At 41.7% G+C, this 26,328-nt stretch carries 25 protein-coding genes and 1 riboswitch; of the genes, 8 read left to right on the top strand and 17 right to left on the bottom strand.

From position 1 onward, the window contains the following. Positions 1–294: 294 nt before the first annotated feature. From ABFC84_05615 to ABFC84_05565, 11 genes are all read right to left on the bottom strand, one after another. On the bottom strand, positions 295–1,578 hold the full coding sequence (locus ABFC84_05615) for an O-acetylhomoserine aminocarboxypropyltransferase/cysteine synthase family protein (GenBank protein MEN6412232.1): 1,284 nt from the start codon (positions 1,576–1,578) through the stop codon (positions 295–297). A gap of 47 nt (positions 1,579–1,625) precedes the next feature. Beyond that, positions 1,626–2,150 (bottom strand): homoserine O-succinyltransferase, encoded by a 525-nt coding sequence (locus ABFC84_05610; protein MEN6412231.1) that lies wholly within the window; start codon positions 2,148–2,150, stop codon positions 1,626–1,628. A gap of 57 nt (positions 2,151–2,207) precedes the next feature. Then, positions 2,208–2,314: riboswitch (SAM riboswitch) on the bottom strand. Between the two features lie 239 nt (positions 2,315–2,553). Further along, on the bottom strand, positions 2,554–3,081 hold the full coding sequence (locus tag ABFC84_05605; GenBank protein MEN6412230.1) for a 2-oxoacid:acceptor oxidoreductase family protein: 528 nt from the start codon (positions 3,079–3,081) through the stop codon (positions 2,554–2,556). Between the two features lies 1 nt (position 3,082). Then, a complete protein-coding gene (locus tag ABFC84_05600; GenBank protein MEN6412229.1) occupies positions 3,083–3,910 on the bottom strand; it encodes a 2-oxoacid:ferredoxin oxidoreductase subunit beta in 828 nt (275 codons plus the stop codon). 22 nt (positions 3,911–3,932) lie between these two features. Continuing rightward, complete coding sequence (locus ABFC84_05595; GenBank protein MEN6412228.1) at positions 3,933–5,069, bottom strand: 2-oxoacid:acceptor oxidoreductase subunit alpha; 1,137 nt, start codon at positions 5,067–5,069, stop codon at positions 3,933–3,935. Positions 5,070–5,085: 16 nt separating this feature from the next. Beyond that, the gene (locus tag ABFC84_05590; protein MEN6412227.1) at positions 5,086–5,268 is read right to left on the bottom strand and encodes a 4Fe-4S binding protein; all 183 of its coding nucleotides are present in this window, start codon (positions 5,266–5,268) and stop codon (positions 5,086–5,088) included. Between the two features lie 103 nt (positions 5,269–5,371). Further along, positions 5,372–6,793, bottom strand: a complete 1,422-nt coding sequence (locus ABFC84_05585) for a DASS family sodium-coupled anion symporter (protein ID MEN6412226.1) — start codon at positions 6,791–6,793, stop codon at positions 5,372–5,374. Between the two features lie 112 nt (positions 6,794–6,905). Next, a complete protein-coding gene (locus ABFC84_05580; GenBank protein ID MEN6412225.1) occupies positions 6,906–8,045 on the bottom strand; it encodes a metallo-dependent hydrolase in 1,140 nt (379 codons plus the stop codon). A 28-nt stretch (positions 8,046–8,073) separates the two neighbouring features. Further along, on the bottom strand, positions 8,074–9,024 hold the full coding sequence (locus tag ABFC84_05575; GenBank protein MEN6412224.1) for a hydroxymethylglutaryl-CoA lyase: 951 nt from the start codon (positions 9,022–9,024) through the stop codon (positions 8,074–8,076). A gap of 55 nt (positions 9,025–9,079) precedes the next feature. After that, a complete protein-coding gene (locus tag ABFC84_05570; protein ID MEN6412223.1) occupies positions 9,080–10,273 on the bottom strand; it encodes a CoA transferase in 1,194 nt (397 codons plus the stop codon). Between the two features lie 33 nt (positions 10,274–10,306). After that, positions 10,307–11,746, bottom strand: coding sequence for a DASS family sodium-coupled anion symporter (locus tag ABFC84_05565; GenBank protein MEN6412222.1), 1,440 nt, complete (start codon positions 11,744–11,746; stop codon positions 10,307–10,309). A 300-nt stretch (positions 11,747–12,046) separates the two neighbouring features. Between ABFC84_05565 and ABFC84_05560 the strand changes: the two genes are divergently transcribed. Together ABFC84_05560 and ABFC84_05555 are read left to right on the top strand one after the other, a co-directional pair. Continuing rightward, a complete protein-coding gene (locus ABFC84_05560) occupies positions 12,047–13,915 on the top strand; it encodes a sigma 54-interacting transcriptional regulator (protein ID MEN6412221.1) in 1,869 nt (622 codons plus the stop codon). A 129-nt stretch (positions 13,916–14,044) separates the two neighbouring features. Beyond that, positions 14,045–14,929, top strand: a complete 885-nt coding sequence (locus ABFC84_05555) for a sugar diacid recognition domain-containing protein (protein ID MEN6412220.1) — start codon at positions 14,045–14,047, stop codon at positions 14,927–14,929. 407 nt (positions 14,930–15,336) lie between these two features. Here ABFC84_05555 and ABFC84_05550 read toward each other — a convergent pair whose 3' ends face one another. The 3 genes from ABFC84_05550 to ABFC84_05540 form a co-directional block, all read right to left on the bottom strand. Then, entirely contained in the window at positions 15,337–15,552 is a 216-nt protein-coding gene (locus ABFC84_05550) for a hypothetical protein (protein MEN6412219.1), read from the bottom strand. 108 nt (positions 15,553–15,660) lie between these two features. Further along, positions 15,661–16,368 (bottom strand): L,D-transpeptidase family protein, encoded by a 708-nt coding sequence (locus ABFC84_05545; protein MEN6412218.1) that lies wholly within the window; start codon positions 16,366–16,368, stop codon positions 15,661–15,663. A gap of 150 nt (positions 16,369–16,518) precedes the next feature. Then, positions 16,519–17,472, bottom strand: coding sequence for a 4Fe-4S binding protein (locus ABFC84_05540; GenBank protein ID MEN6412217.1), 954 nt, complete (start codon positions 17,470–17,472; stop codon positions 16,519–16,521). 162 nt (positions 17,473–17,634) lie between these two features. Between ABFC84_05540 and ABFC84_05535 the strand changes: the two genes are divergently transcribed. Further along, positions 17,635–18,558, top strand: coding sequence for a LysR family transcriptional regulator (locus ABFC84_05535; protein MEN6412216.1), 924 nt, complete (start codon positions 17,635–17,637; stop codon positions 18,556–18,558). Between the two features lie 731 nt (positions 18,559–19,289). Here ABFC84_05535 and ABFC84_05530 read toward each other — a convergent pair. Next, on the bottom strand, positions 19,290–19,640 hold the full coding sequence (locus tag ABFC84_05530; protein MEN6412215.1) for a DUF4870 domain-containing protein: 351 nt from the start codon (positions 19,638–19,640) through the stop codon (positions 19,290–19,292). Positions 19,641–19,732: 92 nt separating this feature from the next. Continuing rightward, on the bottom strand, positions 19,733–20,353 hold the full coding sequence (locus ABFC84_05525) for a TrkA C-terminal domain-containing protein (GenBank protein ID MEN6412214.1): 621 nt from the start codon (positions 20,351–20,353) through the stop codon (positions 19,733–19,735). A gap of 173 nt (positions 20,354–20,526) precedes the next feature. On the opposite strand from ABFC84_05525, the gene ABFC84_05520 reads away from it, so the two are divergent. The 5 genes from ABFC84_05520 (at position 20,527) to ABFC84_05500 (ending at position 24,911) form a co-directional block, all read left to right on the top strand. Beyond that, entirely contained in the window at positions 20,527–21,336 is an 810-nt protein-coding gene (locus ABFC84_05520; protein MEN6412213.1) for a polysaccharide deacetylase family protein, read from the top strand. A 39-nt stretch (positions 21,337–21,375) separates the two neighbouring features. After that, positions 21,376–22,131, top strand: a complete 756-nt coding sequence (locus ABFC84_05515; GenBank protein ID MEN6412212.1) for a GDSL-type esterase/lipase family protein — start codon at positions 21,376–21,378, stop codon at positions 22,129–22,131. A 121-nt stretch (positions 22,132–22,252) separates the two neighbouring features. After that, positions 22,253–23,146 (top strand): hypothetical protein, encoded by an 894-nt coding sequence (locus tag ABFC84_05510; protein ID MEN6412211.1) that lies wholly within the window; start codon positions 22,253–22,255, stop codon positions 23,144–23,146. A gap of 533 nt (positions 23,147–23,679) precedes the next feature. Next, positions 23,680–24,045 carry a hypothetical protein gene (locus ABFC84_05505; protein MEN6412210.1) on the top strand — a complete coding sequence of 122 codons (366 nt, stop codon included), beginning with the start codon at positions 23,680–23,682 and terminating at the stop codon, positions 24,043–24,045. Between the two features lie 254 nt (positions 24,046–24,299). Next, positions 24,300–24,911, top strand: coding sequence for a hypothetical protein (locus tag ABFC84_05500; protein ID MEN6412209.1), 612 nt, complete (start codon positions 24,300–24,302; stop codon positions 24,909–24,911). A 773-nt stretch (positions 24,912–25,684) separates the two neighbouring features. Here ABFC84_05500 and ABFC84_05495 read toward each other — a convergent pair. Next, entirely contained in the window at positions 25,685–26,239 is a 555-nt protein-coding gene (locus tag ABFC84_05495; protein ID MEN6412208.1) for an XRE family transcriptional regulator, read from the bottom strand. Positions 26,240–26,328: the final 89 nt, after the last annotated feature.

Here is a 26,328-nt window from a genome sequence, read left to right as displayed (position 1 = left end):
CCGTTATTCGTCATTATTGTTCCACTTATAAAACAAACGACGCCACTGCAGAAGCAAACGCTTGCAGTAACGTCGTTTGGCGGGCGGATTTAGTTATAAACAAGTAGAAGAATCATCATCAAAACCGCAGAATAACAAAATGATGATGATTAGGATGATAACCCAGCTGTTACCACGGCCAAAGCCACAACCACAACCTAATCCCATAAAACTTCCTCCTTCTTTTTACAGGATAATTGTACTGCCATGGTATCCTATGAGAATCAGCTGAAAAGTGTTCCTCGTTTTGTGCCTTTATGCTTTAGCCAAAGCCTGTTTCAAATCATCAATTAAATCTTCAACGCCTTCAATACCGATAGACAATCTGACCAAATCAGGCGTAACACCTGCCTCTTGTTGTTCTGCCGGATCCAATTCGGCATGGGTGGTGCTGGAAGGATGAATGACCAGTGACTTTGCATCGCCGACATTGGCAAGCAGGGAAAAGAGTTTCACACTGTTAATAAATTTCTTGCCGGCTTCCAGGCCGCCTTTTATGCCAAAAGTAAAGATCGAGCCTGCCCCTTTCGGTAAATATTTTTTCGCCAGTTCACGATATTGATTCCCTTCCAGTTCCGGATAGTTCACCCAGGATACTTTCGGATGATGATTTAAGAAGTCGGCAATGTCCCGGGCATTTGCCACATGTCTTTCTACCCGCAAGGATAGAGATTCCAGCCCCTGCAGCAGTAAGAATGCATTTGTCGGACTAAGCGCTGCCCCGGTGTTTCTTAACAGTTGTACTCTTGCTTTCAAAATATAGGCCAGATTGCCTAAATCTTGAGCATAGCGGATTCCGCCGTAGCTTTTGTCCGGTGTAGTAAAATCGGGAAATTTTCCGCTCTTAATCCAGTCAAACTTACCGGCATCAATAATTATTCCTCCCAGCGTCGTGCCATGTCCGCCAATAAATTTAGTTAAAGAATGGATAACAACATCCGCGCCATATTCGATTGGCCGAACAAGATACGGTGTTGCAAAGGTATTGTCAATAATGAACGGAATCTTATTTTCATGGGCAATCTTGGCAACCGCTTCAATATCCAGCACATTAATCTTAGGATTACCGATGGTCTCGCCATAAATCGCCTTCGTCTTATCGGTAATCGCTTTTCTGAAATTTTCCGGATCGTCCGGGTCAACTAATATGACATGAATGCCCAATTTCTTTAAAGTCACGGTGAATAATTCATACGTCCCGCCATATAACGTACCGGCGGCAACGATTTCATCACCGGCACTGGCAACATTCAGAATCGCATATAAAACAGCAGCCAGGCCGGAGGAAGTGGCCAGTCCGCCGACGCCTCCTTCCAATTCTGCCACTCTTTTTTCCAGCACATCGGTAGTTGGATTCATAATCCGCCCATACACATTGCCCGGTTCTTTCAATTGAAAGAGATTGGCAGCATGATCGGCATTTTTAAATACAAAAGAAGTTGTCTGGTAAATCGGCACCGCTCTTGCACCAGTTGTCGGATCCGGCACTTGGCCTGCATGGACCTGCAATGTTTCAAAACTTAATTTTTTCTCACTCATTTGTATCGCTCCTTTTAAACTATAAATTTGTTGTATGATGATTATTTTTAATCAATTTCGTTGACGTTATAAGGGGTTTCCTGGTAAACATAGTAATTCAGCCAGTTTGAAAACAGCAGATTGGAATGGCCTCGCCACTTGACGATGGGTGCCTGGGTCGGATCATTATCCGGAAAATAATTTTTCGGGATAGAAATATCCAATCCATGTGACACATCCCGGACATATTCGGAGTGCAATGTAAGAGGATCATATTCGGAATGGCCTGTCACAAAAATTTGACGGCCGCTTTTGGCGGCTACCAGATAAGCACCGGCTTCACTGGATTCAGACAGAATTTCCAGTTCAGCCGCTTTTTCAATATCCTCCTTTCTCACTTCCGTATGCCGGGAATGGGGTACAAAGAAAATATCGTCAAATCCCCTAAGCAGCCTGATATTCTTTCTGTTTATCGTATGGGGAAAAACGCCAAACATTTTCACCGGCAGCCGATATTTGGGAATGCCAAAATGATGATACATTCCCGCCTGAGCCCCCCAGCAGATGTGTAATGTTGAATATACATTACGCAGACTCCAGTAAAATAAAAATCCCCTTTCAGTTGAAAGAGGATAAATCGCCGGATCCCTCTCTCATCTTTCAATGTTGCCATTGCAGGAGTTGGCACCGTTGTATTCAAATAAATACCGGTTGCCGGGCTTCATCGGGCCAGTCCCTCCGCCTCTCTAGATAAGAAGTCATATATTCAGTTATAAAATAAAAGCTAAGCAAAGGTACATACTCTGTACCTTTGCTTAGCCTTCAATTTTTTTGATCAGCTAACTTCATATTTACAACATCACTTATTAACTTTTTATTATAATATATGATTATAGCAAAAAAGTCAATAGCTAAATTTAAATTTTAGAGCAAAAAAAGAACAGCAGAAAATACATCCTGCTGCCGAAAAAAATCCAAGTCTCCCGAATCAAATTTTCATTCAACAATTCCCATACCTAACCGAATTGCCTTTTCGTTCAGCTCTTCCGTTCCCTTCGGTACCCTGTTTAATACAGCCGTAGTCAAAGATGCTACCGACACTACCCCGGTTATCTTGACTACGGCGCCTAAAGCCACAATGTTGGCGAATAAGGTTTTACCCAGCCCTTGCTGCGCCGTATGGGTAATAGGCAGCTCGTAGATTTTCTTACATGTTTTACCCGGCAGCTTGTCTACAAACAAATTGTCTGTAATTAAGATACCCTCTGCCGTAAGATCGGAGGTAAACTTATTACAAGCTTCCTGACTCATCGCTAAAACTACGTTAGGTACTGTTATCTTCGGATAATGCAATGTCTTATCGGATATTAGCACCTCCGACTTACTGGAGCCGCCGCGTGCTTCAGGCCCATAGGATTGGGACTGTATGGCATTTTTCCCGTCCAGCAGTGCGGCTTCCGCCAAAATGATTCCGGCAAGGATCAGTCCTTGTCCGCCGGTTCCGGATAAACGTAATTGCTGCATATTATTTCGCCCCTTTCTGGACCCTTGCGATCACTTTGTCATATTCGGCCGTGTATTCCGGTGCTTGAGTTTCATGCAATAAACCGATCGGGAATTTATCTTTCTTTTGCTCATCCGTCAATTTTTCATAAGCGGCCAGCAAAACACCATGATCTCGTTGCCACTTCATCATGTTAGCGCCGGATCCCCGCTTATTTTGACGTCCGAAGGAAATCGGGCAGGCGGATACGGCTTCAATAATGCTGAATCCTGCATGCTCTATGCCCTTTGCAATTACATCAATTAAAAGCTGTGTATGAAAAGTCGTGGCACGGGCAATAAAGGTTGCCCCCGCTCCTTTGGCCAGATCATAAACGTCGAACGGACGGTCTACCGTCCCGTAAGGCGCCGTAGTCGCTTTGGAACTGGTCGGAGTAAGCGGTGAATATTGTCCGCCCGTCATCCCGTAAATATTGTTGTTATAAAGAATCATGGTAATGTCGATATTGCGTCTGGCGGCATGAATAAAATGATTGCCTCCTATAGCTGTAGCATCGCCGTCGCCACTGACGATGATTACTTTCAAGCGCGGTTCGGACAGCTTAACGCCGGTTGCAACCGGCAATGCACGCCCATGTGCCGAATGCACTGTATTAAAATCAAGATAACCCGAGGCTCTGCTCGAGCAGCCAATTCCTGATACAATCACCACATCGTCTTTTTCTAATGCTAATCTGTCAATAGCTTTCACAATAGCTCCTGTCACAATCCCATTGCCGCAGCCCGGACACCAGATATGGGGCAGTCGTCCGGCGCGAAAATATTTGTCTATCATTTCTTCCATTTCCATCTTTTGGAATACCTCCTGTCCCCTATTTCAGATTTTCGATTGCCGCCAAAAATTCATTTGGCGTAATCGCTTCGTTATTGTATTTTGCACACAATGTTACTGGAACTTTTCCGGCAACAACACGTTCCACATCCATTACATATTGGCCGAAGTTCATTTCCGCCACAAGAATATTTTTTACTTTACCGGCTATTTTCTTTACCTGTTCCGCCGGAAAAGGCCACATCGTTATCGGACGGAATAAACCGACCTTGATGCCTTTGGCACGGGCAGCATCGACAGCATCATAAGCAGTACGCGCCGTACCGCCGTAAGCAATAACGGCTGTCTCCGCGTCATCCATACAATAGTTTTCATAAAGAATAATATCGTCAAGATTATTATTAATCTTGGCATGCAAACGTTCCAGACATTCTTTCGTAGCCGCAGGCTTACCATCAGGGAAGCCATATTCATCATGCACAAGTCCTGTTACGTGCCAGCGGTAGCCCTTTGTCCCAAAAGGAGCCATTGGCGGCACCAGATCGGCATCCGGCTTATATGCTCTATATTCTTCGGGCCGTACCGTTGGCAATTTGCGCTGTGGTTTAATAATATCAGCGTAGGAATCAGGCAATTCTATTTTTTCCCGCATATGTCCAACGACTTCGTCCATCAGTAAAATAACCGGCGTCCGATATTTCTCCGACATTTCATACGCCTTGATAGTCAAATCAAAACATTCAGGAACACTGGCAGGGGTAAGGGCAATCATCGGATGATCGCCGTGTGTTCCCCAGCGTGCCTGCATCACATCTCCCTGTGCAGGGGAAGTAGGCTGGCCTGTAGAAGGACCCACACGCTGAACATTGACAATAACCAGCGGAATTTCAGCAATACAAGCATAACCGATAAATTCCTGCTTTAAGGAAAACCCCGGGCCGCTTGTTGCCGTCATAACCTTTTTGCCCGTAAGGGATGCGCCGATTATCGCGCCAATGCTGGCAATTTCATCTTCCATTTGAATAAATTTTCCACCGACAGTCGGCAGCATTTTAGCTAAAGACTCAGCAATTTCGGTAGAAGGCGTAATCGGATAACCGCCAAAAAACTTAACACCGGCAGCAATCGCTCCTTCGGCCACTGCCTGATTGCCCTGCATAAGACTTACTTTGGACACTATATCTCAGCTCCTTTTATTTTTTTACAAAAATGGCATAATCCGGGCAGCGCAATTCACACTGACGGCATAAAATGCAGTCCTTTTCGTTAACAATTTCCGCTTTTTCAAGCTCGTTTACAGTCAATACTTTTTTTGGACAAAACTCCACGCAGATTCCGCAGCCTTTGCAGCGTTTTAAATTTATTTCCAAACTCATTTGCAGTTTCACCTCACTCTCATTTGCAAACATTTTGTATAAAAACAGTGGACTGTAGAAACAGCCATTGATTTCCAGCATTTTTTACTAGGCTAATTTTGTCTTACCACAAACCGATTATTTTCCAATAGGGTAATCCGATTACAAAATATACCAGTACATTATACACAGCATATATCCCACCGATTTTCCACCAGGTGGACTGTTTTACAAAACCAGTACCATATAAAACCGGTCCTAATGCACCGCCGTAATGTGTTAATGCACAACCATAAGCCGTACAAGCAGCTACCATATACGTAAGTACTTCCGACGGCAATTTTGCTGCCAGCCCAATTGTAAAAGCTACTGGCACGAAAGCGGTAACAAAAGCTCCCATGGATGCAAATAAATATCTTGTAAGCAAACAAACGCCCACAATTATGGCCAATACAGTTACCATACTCATAGTATCTAAAGCTAAATAACCTTGTACAAATTTTGCCATCCATACAAAAAATTTTTCTTTTGCAAGTGATGCGGACAAACCTACGATAAATCCAAACCATAACAACGTATTCCAAGCACTTTTATTTTCTAGTACATCTTGAATCGTAAATAGCTTGAACAATAAAGCCAGCCCAAAAAAAGCAAGTGCAACACAAGTAGCATCTACTTTTAATATATCGCCTAAGGCCCATCCGGCAATTGCCAGGACAAAAAGTATAATTAATATTTTTTCAGATTTCTTCATCGGCCCTAATTTTTGTAAACCCTGTGCGGAAATCTCTTTCGCATTTGGAACAGCTTTCAATTCGGGCGGATAAATCTTATAAAGCAAAAATGGAACTGTAAACAGAATAACAAGCCCCGGTATTAACATCGCCATGGCCCAACTGGCCCAGGTGATGTTCGCTCCAAGAATTTTTTTTGCAAAATTAAGCGTTACCAAGTTTGGCGAGCAAGCTGTAATAAATAATCCGGCAGTGGTAAAACTCACTAACCCCTGCAACATTGTAAAATAAGAACCTATCTTTTTCCCTGTAGGACCTGGTTCGCTGCCCAAGGTAGCGGTAATACTCCTAAATACCGGATAAACAATACCGCCCGATCTTGCTGTATTCGATGGCGTAGCCGGACTAATGATTAAATCCACAATAGCCATGACGTATCCTAACCCCAATGTCGTTCGCCCGAATTTTCCAATTAAATAGTAGGATATCCGAGTCCCAATCCCAGTTTTTACAAATGCCATGCTAATCAAAAAGGCGATAAAAACTAACCAAACTGTTGTTGTAGAAAACCCGTTTAACACGTTGGCAGGTTTGGTAAATAAACTGCCTAAACCAGCTACAATAATCAAAACGACAGACTCACCGGCAGGACGAATAATAAGCCCCGCAATAGCCGCCACATAGATACCTAAAATAACCATAGTGCTTTGCTTGAGTCCCGTTGGTGCAGGTATTTGACTTAAAATAAAAACAATGACTGCCAATATGGCCCATTTTATCATTGCCGAATAATCTGTTTTGTCAGTTTTCATATTGCATCCTCCGAAACATACTTTATTACTTTTTTAATAATAGCACTTACCATCTTTGCAAAACGGCAGATCATTGTTGCATGGTCCGGCTGTTTCACAAAAATGCAGCGCTCTAAACTATAAAATTAAGCTGGCGAAACATAATTTGACCATTTACTATTGTCATTTGCGGTAAGAGCATTTGATGTCCCTGGCGAGTTTGTTTGAAAGTATCCATAAAGGTTACTTTTTGCTCTGTCAATTTAAATATTGCTATATCAGCATAAGCACCACGGGCAAGTGTACCTATTTTACCTTCCATTTTCATAAGACGAGCCGGACCATTGGTAACCGCAGAAATTACATTGGTTAAACTGCAACCCAATGCCAAATATTTAGCAAGAATGTAAGGCAAGCTGTAAACGGGAGGTTTAAATAAGGTTTTTACCGTTAGGTCCGTACTGATAATGTCCGGAAAGAAGCCTTCCGCTAATGCCGCTTCTGCTGTAGCAAATGCAAAGTGGTTAGACCCGTTAGCTGCGTCAAAGATTATACCGCGTTCCCTTGCTTTCTTCACAGCATCCTTAAGTTTACCGTCTTTAAGCACAGTTTCTCCTGTACCATGAAACACATGACAGAATATGTCCCCCGGACGCAGCAATGCTAATAAGTCTTCGACCGGTGCCGGACAATCTGTGGTATGCACACATACCGGACAACCTATTTCATTGGCAATCTCAATCGTTTTTTGTACCGGTCCAAGACCAAGACTTCCTACTATATGTTTGCTGGTACGAATCTTAAGACCAATTAAAAAGTTTTTATGTTTTTCGAACAAAGCAAATATTTTATTTTTGTCCCACAATTCCGGTTTTAAAACCTCGTGAAATTGTGTAGTTCCTAATCCCGTCGGACAAACATGGAGGAAGCTCTTAAAACGGATTTTCTGCATAAGCATACTTGCCAAAAAAAGTTCGTAGTTTGCACTTCCGGCACTTCCGGCATCAACTGCTGCAGTTACGCCCGAAGGTAAAAGAGCAGCATCAGCTGATATGCAAAGATCAGACCCACTACCAAAAATATGATTGTGAAAATCAATCAGTCCGGGTGTAACAATACAGCCTGCGGCATCAATTACTTGAGAAGCCTCAACCGCTTCATTCTTTGGGGTAACAATGATCTTTCCATTGAGAACCAATACATTTTGGATTTTATCGATATTTTGGGATGGATCAATAACCCGTCCATTTTTTATGAGCATATCTACCCTCATATAAATCCCCCTCTCGGAAAAATGGTGTTTATTTATTGTTCTGGCGTTTCGCCTGCTGCTTGGTTAAATCCTCGCAGCGTCCGGCTACCAGAACGGACCCGCCGGCCTTATGACCCACCATCTGTTCGGCCAGACGGGCCGTTTCTATCGCCTTTTCCAGATTAATACCGGTATTAATACCCATTTCATGCAGCATATGAATTACATCTTCGGTTGCAACATTTCCTGAAGCACCAGGAGCAAAAGGACAGCCGCCAAGGCCGGCAAATGCACTGTCAAAAACTCGAATTCCCGCCTGTATACCGGCCACAATATTCGCCAAAGCCATATCACGGGTATTATGAAAATGCATAACCCACTTCACCTGCGGAAATGTTTGAATCATATGGCTGGCCAATTCAAATACCTGACGGGGATTGGCCATACCGGTCGTGTCCGACAAGGAAAGCTCGGTAATACCCAATTTTAAAAAGCCGCGGACAACATTTTCCACTTGCTGCACCGGTCCTTTCCCCTGGAAAGGACAACCAAAGGAAGTAGAAATCGCACCCGATACTTCCATATTATTGTTAGCAGCAAAATCAACACAGCTTGCAAACGCTTCCATCATTTCCAGCGGCTTTTTATTAAAGTTATTAATGCAATGGGCTTCGCTGGCGGAGACGGTGAGTTTTACCTTCTTAATCCCGGCAGCATAAGCACGTTCGACCCCTTTTAAGTTAGGTACTAATACGCGATATTCAACACCATCAGTCTTTTCCATAGCTTCTACCAGTTTACCCGTATCGGCCATAGCCGGCACCGCTTTAGGATGAACAAAAGACCCAACCTCAATCACTTTAACACCTGATGCGACAACGGAATTCAAAAGCTGCAGTTTTTCCTCAACGCTGAATAACTTTTTTTCATTCTGTAACCCGTCACGCAGCCCGACCTCGCAAATTGTGACTTTATCCGGCCAAACCATATTTGCTTTCATATTTATCATCCTTTCTTTATTGAACAAGCTGTTTGTCTCTCTCATCTAAACCAAATCAAATAATCCCTTTTCCCTTTAACTCGGCCAAATCTTTTTCACTTAAGCCCAAAAGATTTTCATACACATCATCGTTATGAGCGCCAAGTTTCGGCCCGATCCATTTGATTTCTCCCGGCGTAGCACTCAATTTAGGAACGACACCCGGAACCTTTATAGTACCAAAATCAGGATGCTTTACTTCAATGATATCTTCACGCGCCGCATAGTGCGGATCGGCAAAAATATCCTGCATGCTGTAAACCAGACTAACCGGTGCACCTGCCGCATCTAAAGTCGCCTTAATTTCCTTCCAATCATGTTTGCTAAACCAATCAATCACAATCTCTTCTACCAGCTTATTATTCTTAACACGGGCGCCATTCGTATTAAACCTATCGTCCTGCAGTAAATCCTTTCTACCGATACCATTGGCAAAATATTCAAAAGTCCGGTCGGTACTGCATACCAGCACTACCCATTTACCGTCCTGGGTCTTAAAAGTGCCGGAAGGGCTAGCCGAACCGCTGATGCTCGGCCTTCTTTCGGTAACCTTTCCCGCCACAGCATAATTGGCAATTGCGCCTTCCAACAGACGGAAAATACCTTCATAGAGACTCAGATCCACTTCCTGTCCCGTTCCATTGTTGCTATCCCGATTATAAATGCAAACCAAAGCAGCAAAAGCACTGTAAAGGCCGGCAAGATAATCGCACAACGAAATCGGCGGATTTACCGGAGCCCTGTCAGGATAACCGGTCATATAGGTTAACCCGGAAAAAGCGGTAGCAGGTGTGCCAAAACCGGCCAAATGTGCATTCGGACCCGTCTGACCGTAGCCGGTAACACGAATTACAATGATTTTAGGGTTGGCTTTTTTCAGCGTTTCATAATCCAAACCCCATTTGTCAAAAGTTCCTGTCCGAAAGTTCTCAATGATGATATCGCTTTTTTCCACCAGCTTCAGAAACAAATTCTTGCCTTCTTCTTTCCTGAGATCAAGGGTAATGCTTTTTTTATTTCTGGAAAACGTTGCCCAGCGCAGCGATTTGCCCTCGTACAGCGGCCCCATATTACGTCCGGAATCACCTTTACCAGGCATTTCCACCTTAATCACATCGGCGCCGAAATCTCCCAGCAATGCCGCTCCGAAAGGCCCGGCAATTACCGTAGAAGTATCAAGCACGCGAATCCCATTTAATGCACCAGACATCTTACCCACTCCTTAGCTTTTATTTAAAATATTTTAAAACATACCCAGCCAGCGCCAATATGTAATTGCACACAAAGAATATACAATAACTGCGACCAGGCAAATTACAAAACCAACTTTAGGAAAATCTTCCACCTTCAGCAAACCGGTCCCATATACAGCAATATTAGGCGTAGTATTATAAAACATCAGTAATGGATAGCCGCCGATAATCATCGCCGCCGGCAATGTAAACAGCAGCGGGTTCACTCCCGCCGTATCGGCCATCGCCATCACAATGGGAATAAAAGAAGTTGCCATCGCCGTTGTGCCGACAAACAGCAAGTGCATATACTGAATAATAAACATAATTACAACCAGCATAAACAAAATGGCCGTACCGCCTAACCCCAGCATAGAGAAAATTGTATTGGCGAACCATTTGGCAGCCCCTGTTTTCATTAAAATATTGCCTAAACTAATACCACCCCCGGCGACAAAAATCAGCTGCCAAGACATATGCTTATTCACATCCGGCCAGGTCATAAAGCCAAACTTGGGAATAAAAAACAAAAGAATACCGGTTAAAGCGGCAATAGTCGGATCAATCTTAGTCCAGCCGCCGGTAGCCCAAAGAATCACGACCAAACCAAAAACAAACATAGCCTTTTTTTCAACCGAGGATAAAGGACCCATTTCAGCCAATTTTTGTTTTATAAATTCATCACCATTGGGAAGTTCTTTAATTTCCGGCGGGAATATGCGGCGGATAAACCACCAAGTAATAAATGTCATCAGCAAAGCCGGCGGAAATCCATACATAAACCATTGCCCATAGGTAACTGTTTGGCCAACTTTAGCTAAGTAATCCACTGTAACGGGATTAGGCACCGTTGCAGTAAGAATCCCCGCTCCCATAGTCGCATTGGTCATTGTCAGAATCAGCAGCATACTCGTAGAAAAATTTGTCCTGCCTTGCTGCCCGAAGATGTGAAAAATTCCCATGCATACAGGCAAAAGAATTGCCGTTCTGGCTAAAGACGAAGGCACTAAAAAAGCCATAACAATATTCACCAAAACAATTCCCAGACTTATCGCTTTGGTACTTGTGCCTATAAAGCTCATAATCACATAAGTTAAACGGTCGGCCAGCCCTGATTTTGTCATTGCATTTGCCAAAATAAAGGCACCAACCATTAAATAAACTGAAGTAGAAGCAAAACCTTCCAAAGCAACCGACGTTTTTACAACCCCGCCCAGTACTGCCAAAGGAACAACCGCCAGGCTTGCTATGGGAAGAGGCACCGACTCTGTCAAATACAGCACAAACATGAAAGTAAACAATACCAGCGCTCTATGCCCCTGAACCGATAGTCCTTGGGGTGCTCCTATAAACCATACAATGGCAGCAAAAATAATTGCCAGCAACAGCCCATAATCTTTTCTGAATTCTTCCAAAGAAAACTTCCCTTTATTTTCAGACATGGGTCCCATATAAAATCCTCCTTTGTGTTAGCTTAGCATGTACTGCCGTCTCAGCACCTTTACCAAGAACTTTCATACGACGGCATTCTGCATTTCTACTCATGCTACTATAACCATGCAAGATTCGGGCCAATTGTAACGAAAATCAAAAAATAATTTATAAATCCCGGTCAATAGTTGAATCCCCTGAATATTTTGCCGTTATAAAAGCAGAAAATTTTAAAACATTTGAATGATTGAGCTTTGCCTGTTATACTTGTAGCATATATTAATTGCAATTTGTTGCATTTTGTTGCGGAGTGATGCTGCTTGACTAAAATTCTCTTTTTAATTCCTGATGAAAATTTAATACCTTACGTTAAAAAAATTCTTACGTCTGATTATTCTAATATACAAGTCGTCTTAGTAAATCCCAGAACGGCGGTCGCCTTAGTACAAAAATATATTGCCCGCGGAATTGAAATCGTTGCCGCCAGACCGGTAACTGCCACTATCATTAAACAAGCCGATTTAGGAATAAATGTCGTAACCATCCCGATCACGAGTTTTGATATTATCCGCGCCATAAATGATGCTAAAATGCAAGGCAAAAAAATTGCGGTTGTTGCACATTCCGATATGGTTTTGGGCATTGATTTTTTAGCGGAAGAATTAGATGTCCACATTGAACGTTATTTTACAAAATACGGTCAAAATTACGAAGAACCAATTTTGGAAGCGGCCGCCAACGGTGCCGAAGTCATTTTAGGCGGTGTCCTGGCCGTCACAGCCGCCAAACAGCACAACATCCCCTGTTCCTTATTAAAAATCGGCAGCGAAAGCATTTTGCAGGCAGCGCAGGAGGCGGTACATATCCAGGCAGCATTGGAAAATGAATCGGCAAAACATGGATTTTTAAATACGATATTGGATCATACCAACCAAGGCATGATTACCGTAGATAAAAATCAAAAAATTACCGCGTTCAATCCGGTTGCACAGCAACTCACCAAAATAAATAAAACAAATGCTTTAGGCTATTCCATCAAGCAAATTTTGCCGCAGCTGGACTTAAAGCCAGCCGCGGCAAAAAAGGAAAATACCTTGCACCGTATTGTGGAAATAAACGGAAATAAGGTCATGTATACCAGCGTTCCCATTACAATTAATAATAATTCTTTCGGCGCAGTCATTACTATGCATGAAATTCGAGGCATCCAGCAAATGGAGGCCACGATACGCAAAGAGATTTATGCCCGCGGCCATGTGGCTAAATTCCATTTTGAAAATATCATTGGTCAAAGTTCCGCCATCATTAAAACAATTGAAACCGCCAAAGATTTTGCCGCTACAAACTCCAGCGTACTTATTCTGGGAGAAACAGGAACAGGCAAAGAAGTTTTTGCCCAAAGCATCCATAATGAAAGCAGCCGCGCTAAAGGACCTTTTGTCGCCATCAACTGCGCTTCCCTGCCGGCGCAGCTTTTGGAAAGCGAATTGTTTGGCTACGTTGGCGGCGCCTTTACCGGTGCCAACAAAGAAGGAAAACCGGGACTCTTCGAGGTTGCCCACGGCGGGACCATCTTTTTAGATGAATTGGCGGAAATGGATTATGTAAATCAGGGTCGATTGCTGCGTGTTCTGCAGGAAAAAAGTGTTGTACGCTTAGGGAGTTACAAGGTTACACCGGTTGATGTCCGCATCATTGCCGCCACAAATAAAGATTTAGAAAATTTAGTTACGGAGCATAAATTCCGTGATGATTTATATTACCGGCTTAATGTGCTGCGGCTGGATTTGCCGCCGCTCAGAGAAAGAAAACAGGACATTCGCTTATATGCCGAAGCTTTTTTAGAAGAGTTTGCCGTCCATACAGGTAAAGTTTTCAAACTAACCCCAGATGCGCTGCAGCTGCTCACAAAATATTCCTGGCCGGGAAATATTCGTGAATGCCGTAACCTGATAGAAAGGATTACTGCTACTTCCAAAAACAGTATCATTAACCGTTTCGTATTGTCGGAAATACTAACGCAAAAACAGCATGTCCCTTCACGAACCCCCAAAGAGAAACGCCTAATCGGAGAAATTGTCGAAGCTTTGCATGCTGCCCAGGGAAATTATACCGCTGCAGCAAAAATATTAGGCATCAATCGTACAACGCTTTACCGTCGCATACAAAGGCTCGGCATTGAGCTTTGACAGCCAATCAGCTTTTGTAATGTTTTGATTAACATTTCTTTAAAATGCAGGATTGCGCTCATTTTTTCTATAATACCTAAAAGAATAAATAAAATTCAACCTTTACCACTTCCAGGGAGATGGTTTGCAATGCAAAAAAACACCGACGATATTTTAACCGCTGAACTGGCGTCCAATCTCATTTCCTTCCTCCAAGACAAAATAGGCTATTCTGTTATTATTTGTGACAACAGCGGCATCATTATCGGCTCCGATAAAACAGCAAGAATCGGTGACACTCATATTGGGTCGGTCAAAATCGGCGCCGGTGAATGTAACGAGTACCTCGTAACAAAAGAGCAGGCGGCGACGGATTCCAGCATAAAAGAAGGCTGCAGTCTACCCATCATGCTCAACGGCCGGCGGCTTGGCACTTTTGGAATTACCGGCCCGCTAGCCGTAACGGTTCCTTTGGCAAAACTAGCCACTGTTATAATTGCCGCCAGAGTGCAGGAAGTTTTTCAACAGGATAAAGTTAAAAAAACCGTCCGGGATGTGATAGACGGAATTCAACAAACCGCCGCTGCCATTGAAGAAATATCGGCTTCGGCACGGGAATTAGCCAATACCACCGAGCAGATTGCCCAAAACACCATGAAATCATCACAACAAATTCAAGACACCAATAAAATCATTACCACCATGCGCCACATATTTTCTAACACCCAGCTCATCGCACTCAATGCCCGGATCGAAGCTGCCCACGCCGGTGAGCAGGGCCGCGGATTTTCAGTGGTAGCCGAAGAAATCAAAAAGCTATCGGCAGAAAGTGCCGCTGCCGTTCATGAAATCAGCGACAATTTAGGCAAAGTTCAAACCGCCGCCAGCGCTACCCTAGACGGAATATCGCAAGCCGCCGCCGTTTCCGAAGAACAGGCAAAAGCAACGGCGAATATCTCCAGAACCGTCGACCATATCCAAGCTTTCGCTGGTGAGCTGAGCGAAATTTTTTCCGGATCATTTACCGTGATCTGACACCCTTCCTTATGGACAAGTATAACGTTACACCCCGCATATTAGAGGCTTATTTTGAAGAGCACCGCTACAAAATTTTTATTCGTAGCGGTGCTCTTTGCGGATAGTCAGCGTTACTAACAAGTTGAAGAACTGTCATCCCCAAAACAACAAAACAGCAGAATCAGTATAATAATAATGATAATCCCGCTGCCGTTGCCGCGACCGAAACCACAACCACCAAATCCCATATAAATTCCTCCTTCGAGAGATGTATGTTACACGGTATCTTATGATAGATAGCTTCGATATGCTACCGCCTATTTCTCATTTTCAAAACAGCGGTGGTGAGCTAATAAAAAATAAGCTTCCAGGTGCAAAACCTGAAAGCCTTTATTTTCGCGGTGTCGGATGACTTTTAAATACTATCATCTTCTATAATTTTTTTCTATCTGAGACTCCCAGAAATCTTTCGATTCATCATACAGGCAATGCGGGCAATGCCAATTTTCAACCCTCGGGCTATCAATTATTCCAGTTTCAATGCCAATTACTTTATCCATTATCTTGCCGCATTTGGGACATTTCTTAATACCAAGCATTATCTCCATCTCCCTTTGCTGTTTTACTGCATTCTTCGACAAAAGAAAGATGTTTCCTGTTGTGTGACAAAAGTATACAGTATCATGGATTTTATGTTCATTATTGCTCTTTATTCGTACCAAGCATCTCGACTGCTAGTAGAATAAAACTTAAAACCCTAACAGGCCCAGTGTCTGTTTATCGACCATGCCCGAGCTCTTAATCCCCTTATCATACTGAAATCGTTTAACGGCAATCTCAGTATCCTGATTAAAAAAGCCGTCGGCCCTTCCTTCCAAATATCCCAGTTCTCTGAGTCTCAGTTGCAGCTTTACAACATCAGGGCCCATCAACGCCCGCTTTAATTTACGCTGAATCGGAACATCACGATCTTCAATACGTACGGGAGTACCAACCGGAACCCACTCGTAAAGCTCCTCAACATCTTGATTACGCATTCGAATACAACCTTGGCTGGCATAACAGCCAATACTCCAGGGCTGATTCGTTCCGTGAATACCGTAACCGCCCCAGGGAACGTTGAGGGCAAGAAACCGAGTACCAAAAACATCACCGGGCCGATAAGATTTCCAAACGATTACCCATTCACCGGTCGGTGACGGAGTGTCGCTTTTGCCGGCAGCAATCCGGTATCGTTTATACACCTTATTGTCCTCGTGGATTTCTAAGCTGCGAGAGGGAATCTTAATTACAATAGAAATCCTTCCGGTCGGCGCTTTCACCGGCTGGTTGGGAATAGCCGCGAGGTTCATCTCATCCCACTTGTTAAATGCAATCATTCCCGCCATGAGACTGATTAATACCACCGATACCACCGACAAAAGAAGCCGGTTTTTTTTAAAAAATAAGCTCTTCATCCCACACACATCCCCATAACAGCACTACAAAAGGATATGCGATATAGAACCTATTTTATACTGACTTCTGCGCCATTAAATTTGAAACATTTTAAGCGATTTTACATTCACTCCTAACTTGGCATGATAACACCATATTGTCTTATTTGATCAACAGGAAGCGCCACCGGACAGATGCAGTTTAACACCCAAAATTTCTTGCTTTCTCGTTAAAATTTCATCGGATAATACCTCAGCCTCAATATTTTCAAAGCCTAGCCGTTCTATGGTTTGGGCAAAACGTTCTCCGGTTTTGCCTTTCTCTCGGTACAGAAGAATGGCTTTTTCGATGACCGACAGAGCCTCTTCTTTATTAAAAAAGACTCTGCTCAGCGCTTTGCCGCGCGCCACATTCTTGCCCCATCTGCCGCCAAGGTAAATCTTATAGCCTTGGTTTCCATCTTGAATTGCATCAAAAGGACATTTTCCAATACAGCGTCCGCAATTGTTGCATTTGGCGGGATCAATTTTCACTATACCGTCTGATACCGCAGCGGCATTTACCGGACAGTTTTCAGCGACAAAGCATTTTTTACAACCGTTACAGCTTGCTTCATTCAAAATAGGAATCATTTGACCAATAATTCCTATATCATTTAAATCAGGTTTTACACAATTATTCGGACACCCTCCAACAGCAATTTTTAGTTTGTGAGGTAATTTCACGCTGGCATACTCCTTATAAAATCTTTCGTGAATTTCTTTGGAGAGGGCGAATGTATCAATAAGGCCATATTGGCAGGTCGTTCCTTTGCAAGAAACAATCGGACGTACTTTCGATCCTGTACCCCCTGTGACAAGTCCCTTTTGAGCGATATAAGTGCGAAAGTCTTCAATTTTGTCATAAGGAATACCCTGGCATTCAACCGTAAGTCTTGTTGTGAAGGTGATAATGCCGTTGCCGTATAATTCGGCGGCTTCGGCGATGCATTTAGCCTGCGCAGCAGTGATTACCCCGTTTACGGTAATTACTCGTCCGGAAAAATTATCTGTCCCTTTGTTGCTCAAAAAGCCAAGCGCTTTTACCCTTTTTTCTTCTTCTGTACTAATTGTCAGTGTAGCCATTTTTATCCTCCTTATGTTTACTACTATCCTTTTGTTCAAAAGTTGATTTTATTACAATATCGCAATATACAAATACAATATAACACTTGTTTATAATTATTAAAAATGTTATTATCTTATAATAATAATAAGTAAAACCTATTAGGATGTGTGAGGGTAAATATGACAATACGGCATTTAAAGATTTTCATTGCCGTCGCAGATACCGGTAAGATGAGTGCCGCGGCAAAACAATATTTTATTTCTCAGCCGTCAGTGAGCCAGGCTATCAAAGAACTAGAAACCTATTACGGCGTGCTGCTGTTTGAACGGATTGCGAAAAAGTTATATATAACGGAAGCCGGAAAAAATTTGTTGAATTATGCAAGAATTGCCGTCAAACAGTTTGACGAATTGAACAAGTATATGCTTAGCGAGGGGCACTCGGAAAAAATTCGCATTGGTGCGACGATAACGGTAGGATCCTGTATGTTGCCGTCAATGGTGAACCGTTTTAGGGAACGAATGCCTAGTGTGGAACCCTTTGCCTATATGAATAATACAAAATGTATCGAAGCTAAAATCCTGAAAGCGGAATTGGATATCGGCATAGTGGAAGGACAGGTCAAAAGCCACGATTTAGTTAACATCCCCGCCGTAAAAGACTATCTTGTTCTTGTCTGTTCTAAGAATCACAAATTTGCCGGACGCAAGCGGATATTGCTTAGCGAACTGGAAAATGAAATATTTGTCATGCGCGAGGAGGGCAGCGGGACAAGAGAGTTATTTGAAAATTATATGCATAACCACGGAGTGAAACTTAAAATAGGCTGGGAAATAACTTGTCCGAGTGTAATAAAGCATGCTGTGCTGGAGAATAATTGCCTAGCCGTGATTTCTATACGACTAGTTACGAAAGAAATGAAAAATGGTCAGCTTTATATTATAAAAAGTAAAGAAAATGCTTGGAACAGATATTTTAATATCGTTTATTATAAAAATAAGTATGTAACAGAAAGTATGAAGGCTGTTATGGAGATTACTCGGGAATATAATGAGAAAAATGTTTTGCAAGGAATACTAACAGGCCTTTTGATCGGTGAGTAATTTCCGACTCAGACTCACCAGACTCGCGGGGACGGTTCTGCCGAGTCTGTGAGCCTCACAGGACTCGCGGGGACGGTTCTGCCGAGTCTGTGAGCCTCACAGTGCTACGCGTTTCACCGGCCTTTTCGAATGAACACCGGCCTGATAATGGATTTCTCGTGGGAACGCAGAAGAACCAACCTTTAAACCGTCTGCTAAAAAGCGCCGGACTGTACTTCAGCAATGCCTGCATGGAGAATATTGAATACCATCCTGATCGTAAGCTCGGATTATCGTATTCCCGGGACTCCGTGTTTCATATCAACCACTTTTTGTCGCAACAGTGGCATGCTTCGCCGTATCAAGTACAACGGCGAAGCCCAAAACTGCGACTCACAGGAACCGTCCCCATGAGTACAAATTCCCAACCCGGGCTAAATTGATAGGCAATACCTCTTGCTATTCATCGTCCAGGGATTTATTCCCAGAAGCTGAGTCAGATTGGATTAGACGAACATGTTAAGTATGAGTTCTTCCGTATCGATTATATTAGCAAAACAGGGCAATGAGTCACTCACATTGTCCTGTTTTGCTAATATGATTTTCAATGCATACGAGAGTCAAAGAGAAAAGGAGATGATATATCGCACTTTAGCTTTCTGCCTCGCTTGCCTGACGATGCTACCACCTTAATATTCTATTCTACTTTTATGCAAAGCAGAATCAGCAGAACCGTCCCCATGAGTACCAGGCTAAATTTGGTTGACAAATCCTTGAATGAAAGGATAGCGATAGAGCTCGCCATGTAACGCTTTAAAGGAAGCGATGAAGGAGGTAATGACCAGCCCAACCCAGATCACTGCCAAAGCCGGTAATAGAAGTACTCCAATCAGAAGAATACACAAAAAAGAAACCGACAGGGAAATGACTAGTATGACTAAATGGGATACGAGAGCTTGTTTTGCATGGTCATAGACAAAAGGATCATCTTTTTTCAGCAGAAAGATTACTAGCGGCGCGATAATAAAGCCGGCGCCTCCCAGTAGATAACCGAGGTGAGCAATAATGACACATAGTTTTTGTTCGCCTGTGATATCGAGCATCATAATCCCCCTTTATTTATTAATACATTATACTATTTTCCCTGCTTTTATGATTGGAAACTTGTGGTCGAGTCCCCATGAGTATGGGTTTCTTACTTCTCTTTGTTAATAAAATCAGATACTTTTTGTAGAACATCATTAGGACCCACAACCACAATCCGGTCTTCCGCTTGAAGAATTGCATTTGGCCCAGGTGAAACAAGAATTTCGGTACTACGACGAATGGCAACAATCGTAGCGCCGGTATGATGCCATAATTTAATATCCGCTAATGATTTTCCGATAACCAAAGAGTGTTTTAGAATTCTAATTTCAACCGGATTATATGGTGATAAATTTTTTAATCTGTCAGAGTAACGCATAATCTCGTTTACAATCTTACGAAACTGTCTATCATTTTCTTCTTTCTTTTCAAGAAGCATTTCAAGTTCTTGTCTTAACGAGTAGGCTGAAAGCATTTCCTTATTATGCTCAATAAAGTTATATGCTTGCTGCGAGGACATTACAATGATTTCTTTCCCCTGAGACACTGCAACAATATTAGCCTCCTTCAATAAAGCAACTGATTTTCGGATGGTTTCAGGCGATACATTATATTGGCTGGCTAATAGAGTTCTTCCCGATATTTTATCCCCGACGCGAAACTCGGCGTTTACTATTCTTTTGGCAATATCTAACGCTATAGACTGATAGGAAGCAACAGATTTTTTCAAATTCCCACCCCATAAACTTCGTCTTTTCATTTTAATTTATTATACATCATTTTCCCATTTTGAAAAATAATCTAAAAACTTGTTATATAGAGAGGAGTTGTTAGTCTGTTGTAGAATTATATGTTATTCACCGGGAAGGAGGATCAGTTTTGTTACTAATACGGAAGTGTGCAATGTGGAGCATAACTATTTTGATATTATTCATCGGTATAAGCTATTTTCTACCCGTTTCGCTTTCAGGTATACCCGTTTTAAACTATCACCAAGTAAATGCTGAATCTCATACTCAACTAACTCTTAGCCCTTATGAATTCGATGCACAAATGGCTTACTTGCATAAATCCGGCTATACCACAATTACTCCAGCGCAATTGGTTGATTACCTTCAAGACAGCAAACCTCTTCCTGCAAATCCAATTTTAATTACCTTTGACGATGGTTACGAAGATAATTATCGTGAAGCTTATCCTATATTAAAAAAATATAACTTTACCGCAACCTTCTTTATAATTACTGATTTTGTCGGTAAAAACAGCAATTACATGACTTGGAACCAGATAAAGGAAATGCACAACAATGGTTTTTCTTTTGAATCTCACACCTCAAGTCATATTCTTCTTCCAAGTGCATCAGACGATGAAATTCATGCTCAGCTTATCAAATCTCGGGAAAAATTGGAACAACTACTCAATCAGAAAATCGAATACCTGGCTTATCCAGGCGGTGCTTATGATCAGCGGGTCATCGCATTAACAAAAGAAGCTGGCTATCGAGCAGCGTTTACAGTAGACTTTGGACGTGATAAAACAACATATGGGCTATTTGCTTTAAATCGAATTCCCATTTTTGCAACATCCCATTCCTTTTTACACTTTTGGTTACGATTAAAATTCACTCAATTCTTTTCCACTCTACAAGGATTCAAAACGAACATCAATAAATCCGGTGCAGGCAAAATAGCAAACTGGATTTACATTCCATAGTTTTAAATATTTAATGTCCATTCAAGTCAGGAGGAAATCATGCTTTTGAAGAAGAGATTTATCTTTCCGCTTATTCTATTGACGCTGATACTATATATAATTACAGGGTGGAACACATTAACCGCTAAGGCTCATAAAAATGAAGAAAACTTATATCTATGGGCAAATGATTTAAGCCGAAGACCAGAAGATCCGCCTTATCTTACTCTGTATTACCGTTTTCGAAAAGCCTGCTTTATGATTGATTCACATCCTAATCATCCAGTAGTATTTTTAGGAGATAGTATTACCGACGAAGGAAAATGGTCCAAACTTTTTCCCAGCTCTCCAGTTGAAAATAGAGGGATTGGCGGTGACACAACGCTAGGCGTATTAAATCGTCTAAATCAAATCATTGCATCAAATCCAAAGGAAATCTTCTTAATGATCGGGACAAATGATCTTTGTTTCGGCCGACCTATTCCGGAAATCATTAGTAATTACAGCCTTATTCTTACACGTTTCCAAACAGAGTTGCCAAATACAAAGATTTATATTCAAAGCGTCTTACCTTTCAATGATACTTTATTCCCTTCGCGAAGCTTGCGAACCAATAATAATATTAATGAGCTAAATCGCCAAATTAAAGGGTTGGCAAAAGAATATGATTATCCCTATATTGATTTAGCTCCTGTTTTTACTACTCCCGATGGCCAACTGCCTGCTCGGTATACTAAAGATGGACTGCATCTAAACAACGCCGGATATGAGATATGGCGAAAACAAATCCAATGCCTTGTATATGCACCTCAGTAACTTTATATCATTGTGTTATACACCTTGGTAATTCTATGTAATGTCATAAATTTGTCACATGTTGGATGTAAAATAATATTTATCCTTTGATGTTTAACTCTTCAAGGAGGATATGCTATCTATGGAAAATATAATTGATTTATATAGAAAAAATTATCAATTATACAGCAAATTTACGAATAAAGTCCAAGAGTTATTAACCTCTTTATTCGTCGAAAAAAATATTCATATTCATCTAATCGCATCACGTGTCAAAAAAGAGGCTAGCTTAAAAAATAAAATAAACAGAAAAAAATATACCGACATTCAAGATATAACGGACTTGTGCGGTATTCGCATAATTACCTATTTTGAAGACGACATTGAGCAAGTGTCAAAAATCATTCAAAATACCTTTGTAGTTGATCAAGTCAACTCCGTAGATAAGCGAAAACTTTTAGCGCCAACCCAATTCGGCTATTTATCTTTACATTATGTTGTTAGCTTGAAGTCCTCGCAACTTCATCAGTCCGAATATGAAATATTTAAAAATTGTAAAATTGAAATCCAAATTCGTACCATTTTACAGCATGCTTGGGCCGAAATTGAACACGATTTAGAGTATAAACCTCAAATAGCAATTTCTTATGATGCACGTCGCAGTTTTTCCCGTTTAGCCAGTCTGCTGGAGTTAGCTGATATAGAGTTTAGAAGACTCCGCGATAAATTACAGCCTTCTCCATGCATAGTCCCGAATACAGCCCATACATCGCTGGCTCTACTCCCTGAATCTAAAAACGAAGGAATTATTCCTAAAAAAGTTATAAAGAAGCTTGCCTTTTTAAAAGCTCTGGGAGCTAAATGTGCCGAAAGCATCGGATGCATACCATTGAAAAAGACTTCCGGATACGCTTTTGCGGGAATAATTTTTACCGTTTGTCTAGCTCATTTAACGTTTATGTCCCATCTTATATCTCCAATCATCGCCGCATTAAAAACAGAGAAAGCTCTATTCTTACTGCTGGCTAACGTATAATTCCAAAATGGATTTAGTAATATCTTGAAGTCCCGGTAATTTATATCTAGGATTGCTGCAAGGCTTATGAATACTGGGTTCCTACCAGAGTCCTCAAAACTAATCAATATAATTTATATCTATACCCAATTTTTGGATGCCTGATTTATAAGGGTTTTACCGCCTCGATATAAAAATTCGGGATTTCAGGTTATTAAGTAAATATAACGAAAAAGCCTGTAGGAACTCACAGCAGATTCCATCTGCATCGTGCATTTCCTACAGGCTTTCGTTTTCGAATGACCCACAGTATAACTATATTTCATATTTCTCTCATATACATACTTAAACTTACGATGTTTAATATATTATCATTCAGGATATTGTCAAGCTAGTTTCGCGCAAAGGTTCGACTTCCTAAAAGCTAGGGGGCACTTTGGTTTTGTTTTTTTGCACCAGAGCCCATCAGATAATCCAGCTTTTGTAACACTTAATATAACAACTAAATATAATGTAATAGACCTGTAATTAACTATGAAAGGAGTTACCATACTATGTCCAATAACTTTTGGAAATTTCTCCACGGAATAAAACTTCTGCCCGGCGTGCAAGTTCGAGTCGTATTGACCAACGGTTCCACTGCAAATAACGGAACAGGTGGTATACCCTATGTACTAACCGGATCGTTAGTAGCAGAAACCGACGACCGCCTTAATTTCCGATCCACTGTTGTTTGCCCACCAGTAAATGTCGAGGTTGAACCCCAATCAGAGTTTCTTTTAATTGATCTAGGAACAACGGGTGTTACAATACTAGCTCCTGGTACTAGTGGTGCTAATCCTACACTCATAACCTTAACTGGCATCATCGCAGTGAACCTAAATAGTATTCAAATTATTGCTCCTTTAACCCCGATATAGCAACCAATATAACTGACTGTAAGAGGGATTCCCGCCTCTGCCTCTTACTCTGAACCCAGTTAGTTTTTACATTTTATAAACCTATCTATTTGCCAATAGCTCTCTAAAATCGAGAGCTATTTTATTTGCGTTGTTTGCTCACGCAATACTGCAAGGCCTGACCCCATAATTCCAAATTAATCTAAATTAAAAAGGAGTAATTCTATAAAAGGCGAAATATGTTAGAAATGCTCAAATAAGAATGAATGATGTAATTGATACTAAAAAATCAACTGGATGCAACCGATAATGATTTTGAGTCGACATACCGAGATTACTATTTAAAAATCGATATTCGCCATACCAGTATAGCTATTGCCATCTGGCTCATCCCTCTTCTCCCTCTCGGTTATATTGATTATCTGATTTTCGGAAAGAGTAATCAGTTAACGATTTTGTTGGTATCTCGCCTAGTTTTTTTTCTACTTTCACTCTATACGATTTTCGCCTTTTTGAAAGTAACCTCTTTCAAGCAATATGATTCCATATTTTATCGATGGGCGATTATTACTATTGCTTTTGTTTTATTTATTAATTATAAATGGGCTCCTTATGTTCCGCCCAATGGAGACATTACAATACTGATTCTTTTTACTGCCTATATGATATCTCCCCATCGGCTTTTCTTAAGAGCCGTGCCACCTATCACTTTATCTATTGGTAATGTTGCTTTACAATGGTGTATTGCTGATTCAGCCAGCAATACTTTCACACCTACTGTGCTGGTAGCTATTATCATGGCGAATGTTCTCGGAGCTATTCTTTCAACCTCATTACAAGAACAATTAAGGCGCGTCTGGAGGAGGCTTGTGCCAAGGAAAAATTAAAACGCTTGGCAACAATTGATCCTCTTACCGGTATAGTAAATAGACGGGAATTGATTCATAAAACTATTAAAGAATTTGAACAGTGCATGCACACCTGACCCATGCCGGTGGCACAGAAGAGATTTTTACCGATAAAGTTATTGATGAAATTATACCTACTCAACCGGAGCGGCCAGAGCTATCAACAGGGTCTGTATGCACAGCCTATTGAGTGCGGCTCAGCGCAATAAAAAGCTCATTGAGAGTGAGCTTCCATAACTGCTTAAAAATTGGTACCTGGAGAGGTGCCAATTTTTAAGCAGTTATGCGGCAACATAAGCAAGCAGATTTCGGCGGCAAAGGTTCTGAGCAAGGCATGGACAAAAGCGGAGAGCAACAACAATTACCGATTCCAAAAGGCACAGGTGGTAGGACCTTGGTTTAACAGCGCTTCTATTTAACAAATGACCTACCTTTTTAGATTCCATTCCGCCCGAATCTGCGGTGCCAGTGGATGCATGCCTATCGAAAACTTGGGGTCAGGCTGCCGTATTGCGTTTATGAAAATTTTAACGCAATACTGCAGGGCCTGACCCCATATTTTCTGCTGATAACAATCTGATATAATTACATTCCTTTCTGGGCAACTCCATTCTGACAAAAAAAGGAACATCCCCGCCCGTCTGTTTCATATCAACCACTTTTCGTCGTTACCAGTGGCATAGTTCTCCGCATCAGGTACAACGGCGAAGCCCAAAACTTCGACTCGTAGAACCGTCCCCGTGAGTACAACATCAAGCTTTAGCATGGTGCAAAATACAGTAAAACACTGCAGGAATGTCAAAAGGGTTACAGTAAGCATGGGGGTAATCGCCCTGAATCTGCAAGGCATTGCCGGGAGATAGAGCATAGACTGTCCCTTGCACACTCATTTGCAAATTTCCGGAAATGGGGAGAATATATTCCGTAGAATAGATAGCATGAGGGTCCGAATTATGGGTGCAATGCGGCTCCATCTTCACTGCGAATATTTCTAGTAATTGATTATCTTTGAATGAAAATACAGGATAAAGAATAAAGCCTTTTACATCCTGAATAGGTGGATGTTCCTTGAACTGAACAAATTTAGCGGACTGTTCACCCATAGAAATGAGCATGCCAAAAGGAACTTGCAGTCCGGAAGCAATCTTCCATAACGTATTAACAGTCGGATTTGAGTCGCCGCGTTCAATCTGGCCAATCATGGCTTTACTAACTCCCGATAGCTCAGCTAGGCATTCAAGACTCAGCTTCTTCTGTTTACGTAAGCGGGATAAATTATAGCTAATGATCCCATTTAAATTATTCACAACATCTCTCCCTAGCAGTTGTACAATATAACATATAAAATATATTATATTGCATAATTAATCCAGCGATGGTAAACTTTTATCAAGCG

The organism is Veillonellales bacterium, from assembly GCA_039680175.1.
GTDB lineage: Bacteria > Bacillota > Negativicutes > JAAYSF01 > JAAYSF01 > JBDKTO01.
Note: the sequence above shows the minus strand (reverse complement) of the source record. Positions and strands in the feature narration are given on the sequence as shown.